The organism is Huintestinicola sp. (assembly GCF_050874005.1).
In the GTDB taxonomy this organism is placed as follows: domain Bacteria; phylum Bacillota; class Clostridia; order Oscillospirales; family Ruminococcaceae; genus Huintestinicola.
This window is the reverse complement of sequence record NZ_JBNMJV010000047.1, coordinates 1-18,011: the sequence shown is the minus strand read 5'-3', so window position 1 is coordinate 18,011 and position 18,011 is coordinate 1. Positions and strand designations below refer to the sequence as shown.

Below are 18,011 nucleotides of genomic sequence, written 5' to 3'. Positions count from 1 at the left end.
TTTCTCCAGCGGATCGCCTAATTCTGTTAATTTCTTGTATCGGTTCTCCTCATCAAAGAACCCTATCTGTCTTATTTTCATATCTCTATTTTACCACTTTTTTTCTTTTTTGTACAGGGGTTTTTAGATGTTACCTTATGATATTATATCACATTCCGATTAACATTTCAAGCGGTTTCTGTTAAAATGCAGAAAATCGCCCTGCTTCAGAAAACGAAGCAGGGCGGGGGACATATCTGTCAGATATTTTCGGCAATAACATCGCCCATACCGGAGCAGGAAACAAGCTTCATACCGTCGGACATAATATCGCCTGTGCGGTAGCCGTCCTTCAGCACCTTTGCAACAGCCGCCTCAACAGCGTCAGCCTCCTTGTCCATATCAAAGGAGTAGCGGAGAAGCATTGCTGCTGAAAGAATTGTGGCAATGGGGTTAGCCTTGTTCTGACCTGCAATATCGGGGGCAGAACCGCCGCTGGGCTCGTAAAGACCGAACTTTGTGTCATTAAGACTTGCGGAAGCCAGCATTCCGATAGAGCCTGTTATCATAGAAGCCTCGTCGGAAAGGATATCGCCGAACATATTCTCGGTGAGGACCACATCAAACTGAGCAGGGTCCTTAACAAGCTGCATAGCGCAGTTGTCAACCAGCATATGCTCATAGGAAACCTCGGGATAATCCTTTGCAACCTCTTCAACTATCTTTCTCCACAGCCTCGAGGAGTCAAGAACATTGGCCTTGTCAACGCTTGTGACTTTCTTTCTGCGCTTCATAGCGATATCAAAGGCACGTATGGCAATTCTTCTTATCTCGTTTTCATTGTATGTAAGAGTGTCGGTGGCGGTAACAACGCCATCAACCTCCTCGGTCTTTCTTGCGCCGAAGTAAAGACCGCCCGTAAGCTCACGCATTATCATCATATCAAAGCCCCGCTCGGCAATTTCAGCCTTTAAGGGGCAGGCGTCTTTAAGCTCGCCGTAAAGAAGGGCAGGACGGAGATTTGCAAAAAGGTTAAGAGACTTTCTCAGCTTTAAAAGACCCGCCTCGGGACGCTTGTCAGCAGGGAGCTTGTACCAGGGAGATGTGGCTGTGTTTCCGCCGATAGAACCCATAAGCACAGCGTCCGCAGCCTTTGCTCTTTCGATAGTTTCATCGGTGAGAGGCACGCCGTTTGCGTCAATGGAGCAGCCGCCCATAAGAAGCTGGTCGTACTCAAAGCTGTGACCGAATTTGTCAGCCACCTTGTCAAGCACCTTCATAGCTTCTGTAACTACCTCAGGACCGATACCGTCACCCTTTATAACTGCAATTTTCTTGTTCATTCTAATGACATTCCTTTCCTGAGAGTTTTGTGTTTTCCGTAAGGAAATCTTTGTCGGCAGACAAAGAAACAAAACTCGGTTTGAAAATCTCTGATTTTCAAACATTCTCCTTAAATTTCAAATACGGGAGCATAATATAAAATGCTCCCGTTAATATTATCACTTTTTCAGCGAATTCAGCAGACCGCCTGCATTGATAATTTCCTTGATAAACTCGGGGAAAGGCTGAGCCTGATAGCTGTGACCCTTGGTCTTGTTGGTTATAACGCCTGTGTCGAAATCAATTTCCACCTCGTCACCCTTGTCGATATCCTTAGCCGCCTCGTCGCATTCCATAATGGGCAGACCGATGTTTATGGCGTTACGATAGAAAATTCTCGCAAAGGTAGAAGCAATAACGCAGGAAATTCCGCTTGCCTTAATGGCAATAGGGGCGTGTTCTCTTGATGAGCCGCAGCCGAAATTCTGCTCTGCCACCATAATGTCTCCCTCTTTAACGTTCTTCACAAAATCAACGTCGATATCCTCCATACAATGAGCCGCAAGCTCCTTGTGGTCGGCAGTATTCAGATATCTTGCAGGAATGATAACGTCGGTGTCAACGTTATCTCCGTATTTATGTACTTTTCCGCAAACCTTCATTGTAATATCGTTCCTTTCGGTAAATAGTTATCACATAATCTCGGAGGGCTGAGAAATTTTGCCTGTTACAGCAGAAGCCGCCGCAACAGCAGGAGAAGCCAGATAAACCTCCGACTCGGGATGACCCATACGTCCCACAAAGTTTCTGTTAGTGGTAGCAACAGCTCTCTCGCCCTTTGCAAGTATACCCATATGACCGCCCAGGCAAGGACCGCAGGTAGGAGTAGAAACAGCGCAGCCGGCATTTATAAATGTCTCCATATAGCCCCTCTTGCAGCACTCGAGATAAACCTGCTGAGTTGCAGGGATAACAATGCAGCGAACGCCCTTTGCAATGTGTCTGCCCTCAAGAATTTTTGCAGCCATTTCCATATCCTCAAGTCTGCCGTTTGTGCAGGAGCCGATAACTACCTGCTGAATGGGAACATCGCCCCAGTTGTCGGGAGTCCTTGTATTTTCGGGAAGATGAGGGAAGGAAACGGTGGGCTTTATCTCGGAAAGGTCGATGTCGTAAACTGCGTCATAAACAGCGTCCTCGTCAGCCTCGTAAACCTTGTACTCCCTGTCAACTCTGCCCTTCTGATATTCTCTTGTGATATCGTCCACAGCGAAAATGCCGTTCTTAGCGCCTGCCTCGATAGCCATATTAGCCATAGAAAGTCTGTCGTCCATAGAAAGGGAAGCAAGACCCTCGCCGGAAAATTCCATAGACTTGTAAAGAGCGCCGTCAACGCCTATCATACCTATAATATGAAGGATAACGTCCTTGCCCATAACATATTTGTTGAGCTTGCCCTTGAGGTTGAACTTGATAGCCGAAGGCACCTTGAACCAAGCCTCGCCCGTAGCCATACCTGCGCACATATCCGTAGAACCAACGCCTGTGGAGAAAGCACCCAGCGCACCATAAGTACAGGTGTGGCTGTCAGCACCGATAATGCACTCACCGCTGGCTACAATGCCTTTTTCGGGGAGAAGTGCGTGTTCGATGCCCATATCGCCCACATCGTAATAATGCTTTATGTCATACTTGCCTGCAAAGGTTCTGCACTGCAGGGCGTGAGTTGCGGACTTGATGTCCTTGTTAGGTGTGAAATGGTCCATTACCATAGAAATTTTTGTATTGTCAAAGACCTTTGTAAAGCCTGCCTTTTCAAATTCGTTGATAGCAACAGGGGTGGTAACGTCATTGCCCAGCACCATATCCAGCTTGCACTTGATGAGCTGTCCTGCCTCCACCTTGTCAAGACCTGCGTGAGCCGCAAGGATCTTCTGAGTCATAGTCATTCCCATAACCGATTTTACTCCATTCCCGACGGTTGATGAAATTATGTAAAATATCTGCCTTTCAGCAGGTGTAAGGGTGCGCCCGCCGAACGCACCCTCTAAATAAGAATTATCAGCTGTTCATTTTAGCCTTGTATTCTTCCTTCAGTTTTTCAAGACGCTTGCTGTCCTCGGCACGTTTTGCACGAGCCTCTTCCTGCAGCTTTCTTGTCTCGTCGATACCTGTAACAATAGTCTGCCAGGTCTTTTCGAGGGTCTCCACCTTTATGGAGCTGCCGTTTGCCAGCATAGTGGTTATCTTTGTCTGGTCAACGGTGTTCTGAGCATTCTTGAGAAGAAGCTCATTGGTCTTGTCATCAAGAGCCTTCATAGCGTCAGCCTGGATACGCTGTCTCTTGAGCATAACAGCCTGAGCAAGAGCCTGCTTGAATACAGGCATAGTGATGATGAATGCGGAATTTATCTTTCTGATAAGATTGATGTTTGAGAATTCCATAGCCTTGAGCATAGGAACAGTCTGCATAGCAACATTCTCCGCAATTTTCAGATCCATAACTCTCTGCTCCATAATGCCTCTTGTCTGCTCGAGGGTCTGGAGATCCATAGCTGCAGTACCTGCGTCGGGATTGTTCTGAACCTTTACACGGAAATCCTCAATGTACTGGTCAAGCTCCTTGCACGCCTGCTCGCCTGCCATAATGTACTTGAGGAGCTGCTTGTAGTATTCGATGTTAGCGTTGTACATAGTCTCAAGCTTAACATTTGACTGCTGTATCTCACTTTCGTACTGCTTGAGCTGAACATATATCTTATCGACGTCCTCACCCATAGTGTGATACTTAGCAAGTATCTTGTCAAGCTGACGTCTGAGATTTGCAAAGAGTCCCTTTTTCTCCTCGGTAAGCTCCTTGGCGTCAAACTGATCCATAATGTTCTTGAGCGCATTGAGAAGCTCACTTGAGTCGTCAAGCTGAGACATATTCATAGAATTAAGCACCTGGTCGGAAGCCTTGGAAATTTCCTCAGCTACCTCGTTGCCGAATGTGATGATGGAGTTAGGGTCGTTAGCGTTGATGGTGCTTACAAGCTTGTCGATCTCATCGCTTGAAGCCAGCTCCTGCTTGAGCTGATTGCTTGTGTCAACGATGGAATAGGTCTGAGGCTCGGCAATGTTAAGGTTAAGAGTTTTAGAGGTGTCCTCCGCAACTGTAGCCTCCGCCTGGATAACATCTGATTTCTTCTCTTCTGATGGGGTGAACTGTAATGCCATAATTATCTCCCTTTCCTGAATAATTTTTTGAAAAGTCCGTTTTTCTGCTTCTGATATTTCGCCTCATCGGGGGTCTTGAACCGAGGAACCGAAACGTTATATTTAAACTCATTCAGAGTATGAGTCTCGAAAGCGTCGCTTGAAACGTAAGCCTCTATGTCACGGTAGCCCGAGGGTGATAGTATAAGCACGTCAAAGCCCAGATATGAAAGCAGCAGAAGCTGAACACATTCAAGCTTTGAAAAAGGCTCCTCGATAGAGTCAACTACCACAAATTTAGGTATATCCTTGGTGAAATCATATTTCTGCAAACTTCTGAGAACGCTCCTGTCAAGGTTTAAAGCGGCGTGGATAATGTAGCATACCGCTTCTGTCGGGTCGTCAAGCTCCAGCATTCCGTCCTCGGCACAAGCCTGCATCTTCTCAAAAATGAGCTCCTGCAAAGGCTCGGAAAGAAAACCGTACTTGTTAAGCGGAGACTTCATAAGGCTTGCCGTGTCGATCTTAGTTCCCGAAACAAAGCGGGAATATGAAGCCAGCATATTCGCAGCAGGACGCTTATACGCAGGTGCCTTTATGATGTAGGTGGTAAATGGAGTTATCATATCCTCCACCTGCCGCCAGTAGGCTTTAAGGTCACCGTCATCAACGCCGTTTATCTTAGCAAAAATGGTGGGGACCACAACTCTGTCGCCTCTGACCGCAAAGCCCGAGCGGAACTTTGCAGGCTGATCCCAGAGGATAAATATCTCGTCAAGAGTAGTTTTCAGAACCGCCGAGTCCATCTTCTCAAACTGCCTGTCACGGAAAATGGTATCGCCGCCGTAAAGCGCAGTATCAAGCTCTCTTTCCGCACTGTAAGCCACCGTTGCTATCTTAGCCTTAACAAGCTTTGTGGGGAAAGGTGTCACAGCCCTTGAAGCAGGCAGCTGGAGCTTTTGTATCTTATCCGCAAAGGGACACCGCTCAAATCCCGTGAGACAGCTCTTGTCGGGAGAAACGCATATAACGTCAAAGCCGCACCTCTGCGCAAAGCAGAGGAAAAATATATCCTCGGGAACGGGGTTGCCGTAGTACATAATAAGGGGTATCTCGTCTCCCTCGCCCACGCAAATGCCGTTTGCAATAAGGTTCAGCTTGTAAACAAGGTCTACCCCTGCCTCGAACATATCCGTCCTGCTCATTGACAGCATATCGCCCAGAGCCTTCTGAGCAATGAGAGTGCGTGAGGGGTCATTTTTTATCTCTATCATCGAGCAAAGCCCCGAAATAACACTTCCCGTGGCACTTCTGTCAATGCCAGAAAAAGCAAGCCGCTCATTTTCATCGGGAGAACCGATAGGGGAGTCGATAAAAGCAAAAGGCTTGGCAGTCTTTTTTATATCGTCCTTCAGCCCGAAAAGGAAATTGCTGTAGCTGTCCGCATTTTCCTCACAGCCGAAGATAAGGGCAAAATAAACGGGGATCATCTGATCCTTTGTAAAATGTCCGCCTCTGGAAAACAGCCTTGAGGAGTGATTTTCCAGCAGATCCTCTGTCAGACGGTTCATATCGGCGGAAACTGTTTCCACCAAAGTATTCATAAATAATCGCCGCCAATCCTGATAATTTATACTTAAACGTACATATAAATTATACAATATTATGCCTTGCCCTGTCAAGTAAAATTGCCAATTTTTAATTAAAATCTCATCTTTAATTTGTTAGCAAATACGTCCGCAAAATGTTAGCCATTCCGAAAGCTGCACTTACATTATAGCACATCTGTATCAATTTGTCAACACTAAATCGAAACAAATTTGCTGAATGCATAAAATTTTGTATATATGTACAATAACTGCCAATAAGCTTTGTTAAATAAACATATACATTTTCAAAAATCGGGGCTGCAGCAAAGTCGTGAATCAGCCCCGACGCCTTAGAACTTATTTTACAAGACCGCTGTTGTTGATAGCCGAAACGAGAGCCGAAACAGAAGCGTCAATGATGTCAGTCTTAATGCCTGCGCCCCAGAAAACGCCCTTGTCGGTCTCAATGCCCACATATGCTACAGCCTGTGACTGAGAAGTGGTCTCGAGAGCGTGCTCCTGATATGTGATGAGGGAATACTTGATATCGAGACTGTCCTTCACAGCGTTGGAAACAGCGTCAAGTCTGCCGTTGCCCACAGCCTCACGGGTGATTATCTTGCCGTTTTTGTTAACGGTCACGCTGGCGGTAATTCCGTCCTTCTGAACGAAATGCGCCTCGTCGATCTTGAAATCAGTTTCAATGTTAACATATCTGTCCATAAATATCTGCTTTATCTCGGAGGGCATAAGCTCCTTGTGGCTGTGGTCGGAAACGCTCTTTACAGCGTAGCCGAAATGCTCTCTCATCTTGGGAGGCATATCAATTCCGAACATCTGCTCCATTATGTAGCCGATGCCGCCCTTGCCCGACTGAGAATTGATACGGATAACGTCAGCCTCATACTCTCTGCCAACGTCCTTGGGGTCAATGGGCAGATAGGGAACGTTCCAGTGGTCGGGATCCTTTTCTTCACGCCACTTCATACCCTTTGCAATAGCGTCCTGATGAGAGCCCGAGAAAGCTGCAAATACCAGCCTGCCCGCATAAGGACTTCTCTCGTTCACCTTCATACGTGTAACTCTTTCGTATATTTCCACAAGAGATTGCATATCCGAGAAATCCAGCTCGGGGTCAACGCCCTGTGAATACATATTCATAGCGAGAGTAACAATGTCCACATTTCCCGTTCTTTCGCCGTTTCCGAAGCAGGTGCCCTCAACTCTGTCGCCGCCTGCCAGCAGACCCATCTCTGCGTCAGCCACAGCACAGCCACGGTCATTGTGGGGGTGGAGGGAGATAATGACGTTCTCCCTGTCGTGGAGATTGTCGCTCATATACTCGATCTGCGAAGCGTAAACGTGAGGCATGGACAGCTCAACGGTAACGGGGAGGTTGATTATGACCTTGTTGTCGGGAGTGGGCTTCCACACGTCGATAACAGCGTTGCATATCTCGAGAGCGAACTCAGGCTCGGTGCCTGTGAAGCTTTCGGGGGAATACTCGAAAACGAAATTGCCGGGAGTTTTGTCACGATACTCCGCACAGAGCTTTGCGCCCTCAACAGCTAATTTAACGATATCTTCCTTGGACTTCTTGAAGACCTGCTCTCTCTGAGCCACAGAGGTGGAGTTGTACAGATGAACAACAGCATTCTTGCAGCCTGCCAGAGCCTCAAAGGTCTTTGCGATAATGTGCTCTCTTGCCTGAGTGAGCACCTGTATGCGAACATCATCGGGTATCATATTTCTCTCAATTAAAGCACGGCAGAACTCGTACTCGGTCTCGGAAGCGGCAGGGAAGCCTATCTCAATTTCCTTGAAGCCGATCTTGACCAGCTTCTCGAAGAATTCCAGCTTTTCCTCTAAGCTCATAGGGATAATGAGAGCCTGATTTCCGTCTCTCAGGTCAACCGAGCACCACATAGGAGCGTGGTCGATATATTCCTTTTCGGTCCATTTCATTGACTTGACGGGGGGCATAAAATAGCCTCTTGTGTATTTTGACGCATTCATAGTAAAATTCCTCCTGTTGATTACTTGGCAGCCCTAAGAGAGCAAGCCGTAAATTTGATATTAGTGATAAAAAGTCCCGATAGGTCACTTAGCATTCCGACCGCCCCCTTTACAAACGTGAACCTCGTTTAAACCTCCTTCTCGGCAAATTTTCTATGACTTTATTCATCTGCGTCGTTACCAAACCTTGTAATACATCAAGTATTACTGCGGTTTGGTGCCTAGCATCTGAATAAAGTCATTGACGAAAATTTGCTCGAGTCCCGGTTTAAACGAGAACCCCAAAATAAAAAAGCCCGTCTTTTAAAGCCCATAAAAGCTTTAAGAGACGAGTACAAATACCCGTGTTACCACTCTTCTTCGCATAAGGATCACTCCATATGCCTCAGCCGCATCGAACAATGCGCTTCCCTGTAACGGGAGAAACCCGTTCAAACCTACTTGCAAAAAAGCTTTCAGAAGAATGCTCGAGGACGAGTTATAACCGTAGATCAATGCCGCTTTGCACCAAACAGCGGCTCTCTGCAAATGACGAAGCGGTCTTTCTTCCTGTCACAGCATTTAGAAATATTTACAAATACAGTATAGCACACCGATTTTGATTTGTCAAGGGCTTTTGAAATTTTTTCCGAAATTTCAACAAACTAATTTTAGGACAAAAAATAAGCCTTGATCATCAAATTAAAATCAAGGCTCATTTGTTTAAACTAATGCTCCGGTTTTTGTTTCAAATTCGGATACACTCATATTTGCTTCTTCTGCTGCCTGAGATACGGTGATCAATCCTTTTTTTACAAGGTCTGCAAGAGTGTCGAGCATACCCTCTCTGCGGGCGTGACCTAATGCAGAAGCTTCATCGTGAAGACGTTTCTCACGGTAATAGGCTTCCTGCCGTACCTTTTCATCAGCGCTGAGCTGACGGAGCATAACGATCGTATCCTTGACTTCGGGAATTGTTGTTGACTGCTGAATTGCCATAAGATCACCCTCCGTTTCTGCATTGATAAGGTTCAGCCCATCTTCCATTCGCTTGTTTTTCTTGAATTTGCTGAGCTTTTTCAGTTCAAAAAAGTGTATCGAAAACTTATCTGTGAGCAACTCACCACGCTCACTTTCCAGAACCTTAAAGCTTGAATGATAGTTCTCGCAGCCGAACAGGTCAAAGTTGATGATGTTGATACAGATAGTATGCTTCAGTTCTCCGTATTCTTCTCCGGCTTTCAATTCTTCGCTGTAGAGCTTTGACCAATAAAACAAGGTGCGCTCCTTAAAATCGGGTTCAAAGTTGACCTGCATTTCGATGTTTACGATCCTGCCGTCTACATCAAGTTTAAGATCAAGCCGGCTGAATTTCTGCTCAAGATATTCGGGAGTAAGTTCAACATTGTTGATGTATATAGCCTTAATGCTGTCACGAGGAATCTCAAGCAGATCCGAAACAAAAGCAGAAATAATTGCCTTGTTATTATCATTTCCGAATACACGTTTGAATATTACATCGAGCTTAAGCATTACAATGCGTTCTTCGCTGAACAATGGCAACACGCTCCCTCCTGCATTTTTATTATATCATTTTTCACCCTTACTGTCAACAAGAAGTTGAACTTTTATCGCTTTGTACTCACTGCATTTTATGAAAATGTCCGCCCCGAAGCATACGCCCCGAAGCGGACAGAAAAGCCTTAATTACTTGCTGATAAGTTCAAGAGTATCACGTGCGATAAGAAGCTCCTCATTAGTGGGAACTACCCAAACCTGAACCTTGCTGTCATCTGCGGAAATGCGCCTCAGTTCGCCTCTTGTGGAGTTGTTTGCCTCATCGTTTATCTTAATGCCGAGGTAATCCATATCCTTGCAAACGCCTGCACGGATAGCAGCGTCATTCTCACCGATACCGCCTGTGAAGAGGATAGCGTCAACGCCGTTCATAACAGCCGCATATGCGCCTACAAGCTTCTTAGCCTGATATTTGAGCATTTCGTTTGCGAGCATTGCTCTCTTGTTGCCTTCCCTTGCAGCAGCGGTAACGTCTCTGTTGTCGGAGGAAACGCCCGAAACGCCTGCAAGACCGGACTTCTTGTTCATATAATCGGACATCTGAGCGGGAGTGAAGCCCTTCTTGTCCATAAGGAATGTAACTGCGGAGGGGTCAACAGAGCCGCAGCGTGTACCCATAATAAGACCGTCAAGGGGAGTAAAGCCCATAGAAGTATCAACGGACTTGCCGTACTCAACAGCAGTAATGGAGGAGCCGTTGCCCATATGACAGGAGATTATCTTCAGGTCCTTTACATCCTTGCCCATAGCGTCGGCAAGAGCCTTGGAAACAAATCTGTGAGATGTGCCGTGGAAGCCGTACTTTCTAACGTGGTACTGCTCGTAATCCTCGTAGGGGAAAGCCATCATATAAGCCTTTTCGGGCATTGTCTGGTGGAAAGCTGTGTCGAATACAACAGCCATAGGAGCATCGGGAAGGACTTTGCGGCAGGCTCTCAGAGCAAGAGCGTGAGCGTGGTTATGTACGGGAGCAAGCTCTGCAAGAGCGTCTATCTTGTCGATAACTTCATCGGTAACGAGAGTAGTCTCCTTGAATACTTCTGCACCCTGCACGATCCTGTGACCCACAGCGTTTATCTCGCTCATAGAATTGATTACCTTTGCCTCGCCCGAAGTGAGGACTTCTACCAGTTTTTCAAAAGCCTCGGTGTGAGTGGGGAAATCGCAGTCAAGCTCGACCTTTCTTCCGTCGGAGGTCTTGTGGGAGATGTGACCGCCGATACCGATCCTGTCGCAGTTACCCTTTGCGATAACGCTTTCGTTTTCCATATCGAGAAGCTGATACTTGAGAGAAGAGCTTCCTGCATTAACAACTAAAATCAGCATTTTTTAAGACAACCTTTCCTATATCAAATATATTCACATAAAATGAATGCCAATGATTATTTTACCATTGTTTGCCGAAAAAATCAAGAGGCAGAAAGGCATTTTTACGACAATTTTTTGATTTTTTTATTGTTTTCCGGGAATGTGAACGATGTTTTTATAGTTTTATATAAATTTTTATATAAATTTGTTTCGATTTTCTGCCGGCATACAAAATTATTTTATAAAATTTTCCAAAAGCTCTTGACAGCAAAGAAATTACGTGCTATACTTTGAGCATATTATTTTACGGAAAGGAGGCGGGCAGTATGTTCGTACATATTATCAGATACATCATATCGGAAAGAAACGGCATTTCCACAGGTACAGATATGCCGCCCGTCCTCAGCGTTTAGATCAGGACAGAGCGGATATATTTAGACTGCCCCCTGTTATGCCGACCGGTATAGCAGGGGATTTTTTTTTGTCAATTTGCAAAAGGAGGAACAGCATTGAGTATTTTCACACCACCCGAACAGAAGGAACAGACAGACGAGCTTCACAAGGATTACGGCGTTATGAGCAACTGCCGCTATATCCTGAGCAGGTTCGTCAAATACCGCAAATCCCTTATCTTCTTTATGATAACCGGAGCCGTTGCGGCGGCTTCAATGTCATACATATGGAGCTTTATCGGAAAGCTTGTCATTGATATGATACAGACAAGCGCAGGCGGCGGAGATATCCTGCCACTTTTAAAGCTTGTGACCCTCACTACTCTTATCGAGCTTTTCTTTATGTGGCTGAACACCGTCTCATCGGCGAAAACGGGGGTGGGCTTTACCTACATAAGACTAATGATAATCAAGGAGCGTATCGCTAAAACTCTTGGTATGGATTACGAAGCCCTGGAGACTCCCGAAATGCTCGACAGACTTCAGAAAGCAAAGCGTGCCACGGCAGGTGACTGGCAGGGCGTTCAGGGAATGATGACCTATATGCAGGTAATGCTCACGCAGATAATATCCGTCATCACCTCCATCGTCATTATGTCAAGCTTTGACCCGCTTATAATCGTTGTTATAGCCGTTTTGTCCTATGTTCAGTTTTTGTATTTTGAATACATACGCAAAAAGGACAAAAAGGAAATGTGGGACGCAATGATGCCCCATTGGCGCAAGCTTGAGTATATGGAGACTGTCACCACCGATTTCTCCTACGCAAAAGACATAAGGCTTTTCGGAATGAAAAATTTTCTTGCCAAAAAGCAGAAAGAGGTCTATGACGAGGAGCTTCGTCATTGGGTAAAGTCCCGTCAGTACTGGATATATAACTCAATTTTCGCTCACGGCATTTCTCTTGTAAGACAGCTTATCATCACAGGCTGGCTCGTTTACGGCGTTATCTTCAAAGATCTTACCATCGGTAATTTCTCCCTTTATCTTGCAAGCTCGGGAGCCTTCTCAATGGCGATAAACGAGATACTTATGGGTCTGTCCGCTCTCAGAGAAAGAAGCGCACACACCGATGATTACCGCAGCTTTATGGATATCCCGACCGACAGCGAAAAGGACACCATTCCCATTCCCAAAGCGGACAAATACGTTTTCACTTTTGAGAACGTTTCCTTTAAGTACAAGGGGCAGGACAAATACGCACTTAAAAATGTAAACATCACCATCGGCGCAGGAGAAAAGCTTGCGGTGGTGGGACTTAACGGCGCAGGAAAAAGCACGTTTATAAAGCTGCTGCTCCGTCTCTACGATGTCACCGAGGGACGCATACTTATGAACGGCATTGATATCCGCAGATTCAGCAGAGAAGAATATTACAATATTTTTTCTCCCGCATTTCAGGACGTGACGGTCTTTGCCTGTCCTATGGCGGAAAACGTTTCTATGAAAGCTCCCGCCGAGACCGACAGGGCAAAGGCAGAAGAGGATATCCGTGCGGCAGGGCTTGGGGAAAAGATGGACAGCCTTGAAAAGGGTATTGACACCGAGCTTTTAAAGGTGCTTTACGACGACGGAGTTGACCTGTCGGGCGGAGAAAAGCAGAAGCTTGCTCTGGCGAGGGCGTTATACAAGGGCAGCGAGGTAATTGTCCTTGACGAGCCTACCGCCGCCCTTGATGCCCTGGCGGAATACAGGCTTTACAAGAGCTTTAACGGACTTGTTGGAAACCGCACCGCCGTTTACATCTCCCATCGTCTGTCCTCCACACGCTTCTGTGACAGGGTGGCAATGTTCAAGGACGGCGAGATGACCGAAACTGGCACTCACGAAGAGCTTATGGAGAAAAACGGCGATTATGCGGAAATGTTCCGTGTACAGGCGCAGTATTACGTGGAGGACAAGGACATTTTTGAAACCGCTCCCGAAGCTGCCCCTACGACCTGATAAGGAGGGACAAATCTTGAAAGACAAAAAAATTTCCCCCACAAGGGAGTCGTTAAAATATTGTTTCAGACAGATAAAGCAGTATAAAAGATCATATCTGCCCCTGTCCGTTCTGAATGTTATCATCGGGGCGGCAGCACCCTTTGCGGAGCTTATCTTCCTGCCTCTTGCCGTTGACGCTCTGACGGCAGAGGAGAAAAACGTGAGCCTGATAATTACCTATTTTCTCATAATGTCGGTGCTCACCATTCTGCTCCAGGGGGCAAACAGCATTATTTCCATTCATCTTGCCAAGTGCGAGGATATGTTTCTGAATGCATCAAGTATGGAAATATCCGCAAGATGTATGGAGATAGATTTCTCCCTTACCGAAGACAAGCACGCTCTTGACCGCATAAAAAAGGCAAGAGACGGCATACAGTGGTCGGGGGGCACTCACAATATCGCAAACGCATTCTTTACTATAATTTCAAACGGAATAAAAATAGCCGGTGTTATTGCGGTGCTTATCATAAACGCTCCCGTCCTGCTCATAATCATCGGCGTTCTGCTCACCCTGTCGGCTATTATAAACGCAAGAAAGAACGATATCGACATAAAGAATTTCACCGAGCTTTCGGGGATAAACCGAATTTTCGGCCACATCTGCTGGGAGATGGAGGATTTCAGATACGGCAAGGACGTAAGGCTTTACAGCGCCGCAGGAATGATGCTTGAAAAGACCTCTCAGCAGATAAAAAGACTTTCGGATTACTGGGAGAATATAAACAGGCTGAAATTCCCTCTCAATATCCTTGACGTTATCGTAAATGTCCTTCGTGATTTCGGCACATATCTTTATCTCGGCGTACTTGCCATTACGGGGAAAATAACCATCGGTACATTCTCACAGATGCTGAGCGCCGGCGGAACGCTTCACTCCTCTTTGCAGGCGGTGATACTGGGCGTGCAGGACATTGTCAAGCGCAGCAGCTATATGTACGAGATAATCCGCTTTATGGACTATCCCCCTGCTATGGAGAAGGGTGACAGAAAAATCGAAAAACTTAAATCGGGTCACGAGATAGAATTTAAAAACGTAAGCTTTTCATATCCTCACACAGGAGTATCCGTATTAAAGGACGTTTCCATAAAGCTTAAAGCAGGTGAAAAACTGTCTGTAGTGGGACTCAACGGCGCAGGAAAGACAACGTTCATCAAGCTCCTTTGCAGGCTTTACGATGTTGAAAGCGGCGAGATACTTTTAGACGGTGTGAACATCAGAGAGTATGATTACGATGAATATATGAAGCTGTTTTCCGTTGTGTTTCAGGATTTCAGGCTCCTTGCTTTCTCGGCAAAGGACAATATCCTGCTGGGGCAGGACGATGAAAATTCGGACGAGGAGGTTGACGGACTTTTTGAAAAAACGGGTATCCTTAAAAAGATAAATTCTCTCCCCAAGGGAAGGGACACTATGATGTTCAAGCAGTTTGACAAGGAAGGCGTGGAGCTTTCGGGAGGCGAGCAGCAGAAAATGGCTATTGCCCGTGCGCTTTACAAGGACGCTCCCGTCATAATCCTTGACGAGCCTACAGCTGCGCTTGACCCTGTGGCTGAATACGAGATATACCGTCAGTTTGACAGCCTTGTGGGGGGAAAAACAGCGGTGTACATTTCCCACCGTCTTTCCTCCTGCAAATTCTGTGATAATATAGCGGTTTTCTCGGAGGGTACGGTGAAGGAGTACGGCACTCACGACGAGCTTGTTCATAAACCCGATGGAATTTATGCGGAAATGTTTAAGGCGCAGGCGCAGTATTACGTATAAGAAAAGCGGTGGACTCAAATGGAAGAACTATTTGACATTCTCGATGAAAACGGCAATGTAACGGGGGAGACCGCACCCCGTTCCTATGTCCATAAAAACGGGCTTTATCACAGGACAGCCCACATCTGGCTCATTAAGGAGGGAAGGGTGCTGCTTCAAAGGCGAAGCCCCCATAAGGACAGCTTTCCCGGGCGGCTTGACATCTCCTCGGCAGGGCATATTTCGGCAGGGGAGGAGCCGCTTTATTCTGCTGTAAGAGAGCTTTACGAGGAGCTTGGCATAAAGGCTGAACCCTCCGAGCTTGAGCTTCTTGGAAAGATAGGCAGGCATTATGTGAAGGAGTTTTACGGGGAGATATTTGACGACAGGGAGCTTGCCTTCGTGTACCTTTTTACGGGAAATTTTGAGCTGTCCCGGATAAAAGTGCAGCAGTCGGAGATATCCGAGGTGGGACTTTACACGTTTGATGAATGTCTGCGGCTGGCAATGGACGATGATGAGCCGCTTAATATCAAGGAAATCGAGCTGCTTCGGGAGAAGTGCGGTTTTTAAAGAATAAATTATAATGCATATCTGCCTGAGTTATGATTTTATTCTAAAATAATATGGATAGGGTCAAAAATTTTTTTCTCAGGGATTGATTATTTTTTTCGGGTGTGATAAAATAGAAAGAAAGATAATTTTGTCGGATATCCCCTGTGGGAGATCCCGAAAGGAATGGTATCTTAAAATGGTCAACTCAAGATTTACAAATCTCATCGATCTCAACGATATGAGCAGCGAATGGTGGCTGAATGTTGTCAAGCGTGCTTCGGACATATGCGACGACCCTGCAAAATATGCAAAGGTCTGCGACGGAAAAATTATGGCGACCCTTTTCTATGAGCCGTCGACCCGTACACAGATGTCCTTCCAGACCGCTATGCTGAGGCTGGGCGGCACTATTATCGGATTTGACAATCCTGCTACCTCCTCGGTGGCAAAGGGAGAAAACCTGAAGGATACCACTAAGATAGTGTCCTCCTATGCGGACATTATGGTTATGCGCCACCCCTCCGAGGGTGCGGCAAAGGCGGCGGCTCTTACAGCCGACTGCCCCATTATCAACGCAGGCGACGGAAGCCATCTCCACCCCACTCAGACACTTACGGATATGCTCACTCTTTACAGAGAAAAGGGCAGACTTGAAAACCTTACCATAGGTCTCTGCGGCGACCTGAAAAACGGCAGAACGGTTCATTCAATGTGCAAGGCGCTTTCAAGCTTCAAGGGGATAAAGTTTGTGTTCATTTCCACCAAGGAGCTTGGTATGCCCCAGTACATAAAGGATATCCTTATGGCGAAAAACTGTCAGTTCTCCGAAAATCCCTCTCTTGAGGACGCTATCGGCGAGCTTGATATGCTCTATATGACCCGTGTTCAGAAGGAGAGATTTGCTTCCGAGGAGGAATATCTTGCCCTCAAGGACGCATATATTCTTGACAAGAAGAAGCTTAACAAAGCTAAGAGCGACTGCATCGTTCTCCACCCCCTGCCCAGAGTTGACGAGATAACTATGGACGTGGACGACGACCCCAGAGCAATGTTCTTCAAGCAGGCAAAGTACGGTATGTACGTGAGAATGGCGCTTATTATGACAATTCTCGAAAATCCCAACGAGAGCCGTCCTCTGCTGACGGGCAGCACATATCCTTCCGTAGCCTGCGGCAATCCCAACTGCATTACTCACAAGGAGGGCTATCTTCCCAAGTATTTCAGAGGTCTGGGAGATATGCTTGAGTGCGAATACTGCGACGAGCGCAGGCTGGGAAACTGATAATAAAATTTATCCGCAGAGAGGGCTTCTTTCTGCGGATTTTTACATTTATTGACAGATGGGAGAGAACGGTATGGCTGATGAAAATGACAGAACCACCCACAGGATAAGCAAATTCCAGACTGTACTTTCGGCAGTGATTCTTATCCTATGTGCTGTGGCAATGTTTGCTGTATGGGATATAAGGTTTATTATAGCAGGGCTTATCGGCGGCGTGATATGCCTTTCCGTAAAAAGGGGACTGCGGAAGAGGGACTATTTTGCAAGAGCGCTTGTCTTTCTGATAGCCGAAGCGTTTATTTTCAGCACCCCGCCCTTTCTCAGTTCAGATACCCTGTGGAGATATCCCATTCAGAGGGGATACATCGGGCTTTACAGCAACATCAGGGAGCCGGAGGCTTTTCCCGATTTCAGACCGGATGTGGAAAGCGGCTACCGTTTTGATTATATGCCGAGCATATTGCAGGGAGCGGGGCATTACAGCGTGTGCTTTATGACATCGCCCGAAAAAGCCGCAGGATATGCGGAGCGTTACTCACAAACAGCTCAGTATATCATTCCTCTTGAGGAATATGACGGCAGGTATACTATAAGCGATATGGAGGCGATAGTGGTATATGCCGACAATGAGTTCTGGTCGGAGCCTTCGGGTGCTGAGATTTACGTATGCGAGACAAATCTGAGCTTTAATCACCCTCACACCTTTGCGGTCATTGTGGACGTGGACAGAGGTATGGTTCAGCTTTCACAGGAAGGCTGAGGCAGGCTGAGCCTGCAGCCGTTCGTTCTATAGTTTGTGTTGAACGATAAGCAGACGGCTCGGTAACGATAGTTCAAGAAAATTACAAATCGTAATACATCGAACTATTTATTTTGTAATAATTCCTGCGGAATAGGACTGACTTATGATAAAATCAGTTAAATTGTGGGGGATGCAAAGGGACAACCTAAGGGGAGGGGGAAAAAGAAAACCCAACAAAAATGCGGGACTTCCCCCTCCCCTTTAGGTTTTCCCTCTG

Annotated in this window: 14 protein-coding genes and 1 other annotated feature; of the genes, 6 read left to right on the top strand and 8 right to left on the bottom strand. The window is 46.4% G+C overall.

The genetic code is table 11. The annotated features are described in order from the left end of the window. Positions 1 to 239: 239 nt before the first annotated feature. The 8 genes from leuB to ACR0QN_RS12230 form a co-directional block, all read right to left on the bottom strand. Positions 240 to 1,322 carry a 3-isopropylmalate dehydrogenase gene (gene leuB, locus ACR0QN_RS12265; protein WP_432651503.1) on the bottom strand — a complete coding sequence of 361 codons (1,083 nt, stop codon included), beginning with the start codon at positions 1,320 to 1,322 and terminating at the stop codon, positions 240 to 242. Between the two features lie 159 nt (positions 1,323 to 1,481). Next, entirely contained in the window at positions 1,482 to 1,964 is a 483-nt protein-coding gene (gene leuD / locus ACR0QN_RS12260) for a 3-isopropylmalate dehydratase small subunit (RefSeq protein WP_432651502.1), read from the bottom strand. A 30-nt stretch (positions 1,965 to 1,994) separates the two neighbouring features. Then, on the bottom strand, positions 1,995 to 3,257 hold the full coding sequence (leuC, locus tag ACR0QN_RS12255) for a 3-isopropylmalate dehydratase large subunit (RefSeq protein WP_432651501.1): 1,263 nt from the start codon (positions 3,255 to 3,257) through the stop codon (positions 1,995 to 1,997). A 106-nt stretch (positions 3,258 to 3,363) separates the two neighbouring features. After that, positions 3,364 to 4,521 carry a toxic anion resistance protein gene (locus ACR0QN_RS12250; protein WP_432651500.1) on the bottom strand — a complete coding sequence of 386 codons (1,158 nt, stop codon included), beginning with the start codon at positions 4,519 to 4,521 and terminating at the stop codon, positions 3,364 to 3,366. Between the two features lie 2 nt (positions 4,522 to 4,523). After that, positions 4,524 to 6,104 carry a YceG family protein gene (locus tag ACR0QN_RS12245; protein ID WP_432651499.1) on the bottom strand — a complete coding sequence of 527 codons (1,581 nt, stop codon included), beginning with the start codon at positions 6,102 to 6,104 and terminating at the stop codon, positions 4,524 to 4,526. A gap of 342 nt (positions 6,105 to 6,446) precedes the next feature. Continuing rightward, positions 6,447 to 8,105: a 2-isopropylmalate synthase gene (locus ACR0QN_RS12240; RefSeq protein WP_432651498.1), complete on the bottom strand. Its 1,659-nt coding sequence runs from the start codon at positions 8,103 to 8,105 to the stop codon at positions 6,447 to 6,449. Between the two features lie 321 nt (positions 8,106 to 8,426). Then, positions 8,427 to 8,670 (bottom strand) — a binding site (T-box leader). 137 nt (positions 8,671 to 8,807) lie between these two features. Next, positions 8,808 to 9,617, bottom strand: coding sequence for an Rpn family recombination-promoting nuclease/putative transposase (locus ACR0QN_RS12235; RefSeq protein ID WP_432651497.1), 810 nt, complete (start codon positions 9,615 to 9,617; stop codon positions 8,808 to 8,810). Between the two features lie 174 nt (positions 9,618 to 9,791). Further along, a complete protein-coding gene (locus ACR0QN_RS12230; protein WP_432651496.1) occupies positions 9,792 to 10,988 on the bottom strand; it encodes an acetate/propionate family kinase in 1,197 nt (398 codons plus the stop codon). Between the two features lie 272 nt (positions 10,989 to 11,260). On the opposite strand from ACR0QN_RS12230, the gene ACR0QN_RS12225 reads away from it, so the two are divergent. The 6 genes from ACR0QN_RS12225 to ACR0QN_RS12200 all read left to right on the top strand — a co-directional run bounded on the left by ACR0QN_RS12225 (position 11,261) and on the right by ACR0QN_RS12200 (position 17,752). Next, a complete protein-coding gene (locus ACR0QN_RS12225) occupies positions 11,261 to 11,383 on the top strand; it encodes a hypothetical protein (RefSeq protein WP_432651495.1) in 123 nt (40 codons plus the stop codon). Between the two features lie 96 nt (positions 11,384 to 11,479). Beyond that, positions 11,480 to 13,366 (top strand): ABC transporter ATP-binding protein, encoded by a 1,887-nt coding sequence (locus ACR0QN_RS12220; protein ID WP_432651494.1) that lies wholly within the window; start codon positions 11,480 to 11,482, stop codon positions 13,364 to 13,366. A gap of 16 nt (positions 13,367 to 13,382) precedes the next feature. Then, positions 13,383 to 15,176 carry an ABC transporter ATP-binding protein gene (locus ACR0QN_RS12215; protein ID WP_432651493.1) on the top strand — a complete coding sequence of 598 codons (1,794 nt, stop codon included), beginning with the start codon at positions 13,383 to 13,385 and terminating at the stop codon, positions 15,174 to 15,176. An 18-nt stretch (positions 15,177 to 15,194) separates the two neighbouring features. Beyond that, positions 15,195 to 15,728, top strand: a complete 534-nt coding sequence (locus ACR0QN_RS12210; protein WP_432651492.1) for an NUDIX hydrolase — start codon at positions 15,195 to 15,197, stop codon at positions 15,726 to 15,728. Positions 15,729 to 15,906: 178 nt separating this feature from the next. Then, the gene (gene pyrB, locus ACR0QN_RS12205; RefSeq protein ID WP_432651491.1) at positions 15,907 to 16,992 is read left to right on the top strand and encodes an aspartate carbamoyltransferase; all 1,086 of its coding nucleotides are present in this window, start codon (positions 15,907 to 15,909) and stop codon (positions 16,990 to 16,992) included. Between the two features lie 73 nt (positions 16,993 to 17,065). Continuing rightward, on the top strand, positions 17,066 to 17,752 hold the full coding sequence (locus ACR0QN_RS12200) for a hypothetical protein (protein ID WP_432651490.1): 687 nt from the start codon (positions 17,066 to 17,068) through the stop codon (positions 17,750 to 17,752). The last annotated feature ends 259 nt before the right edge of the window (positions 17,753 to 18,011 follow it).

Excerpts from the sequence above, each read along its gene's own strand:
- leuB (WP_432651503.1), bottom strand. The coding sequence starts at position 1,322 with ATGAACAAGAAAATTGCAGTTATAAAGGGTGACGGTATCGGTCCTGAG.
- ACR0QN_RS12230 (WP_432651496.1), bottom strand. The coding sequence starts at position 10,988 with ATGCTGATTTTAGTTGTTAATGCAGGAAGCTCTTCTCTCAAGTATCAG.
- ACR0QN_RS12250 (WP_432651500.1), bottom strand. The coding sequence starts at position 4,521 with ATGGCATTACAGTTCACCCCATCAGAAGAGAAGAAATCAGATGTTATC.
- ACR0QN_RS12235 (WP_432651497.1), bottom strand. The coding sequence starts at position 9,617 with ATGCTTAAGCTCGATGTAATATTCAAACGTGTATTCGGAAATGATAAT.
- ACR0QN_RS12210 (WP_432651492.1), top strand. The coding sequence starts at position 15,195 with ATGGAAGAACTATTTGACATTCTCGATGAAAACGGCAATGTAACGGGG.
- ACR0QN_RS12245 (WP_432651499.1), bottom strand. The coding sequence starts at position 6,104 with ATGAATACTTTGGTGGAAACAGTTTCCGCCGATATGAACCGTCTGACA.
- leuC (WP_432651501.1), bottom strand. The coding sequence starts at position 3,257 with ATGGGAATGACTATGACTCAGAAGATCCTTGCGGCTCACGCAGGTCTT.
- pyrB (WP_432651491.1), top strand. The coding sequence starts at position 15,907 with ATGGTCAACTCAAGATTTACAAATCTCATCGATCTCAACGATATGAGC.
- leuD (WP_432651502.1), bottom strand. The coding sequence starts at position 1,964 with ATGAAGGTTTGCGGAAAAGTACATAAATACGGAGATAACGTTGACACC.
- ACR0QN_RS12240 (WP_432651498.1), bottom strand. The coding sequence starts at position 8,105 with ATGAATGCGTCAAAATACACAAGAGGCTATTTTATGCCCCCCGTCAAG.
- ACR0QN_RS12200 (WP_432651490.1), top strand. The coding sequence starts at position 17,066 with ATGGCTGATGAAAATGACAGAACCACCCACAGGATAAGCAAATTCCAG.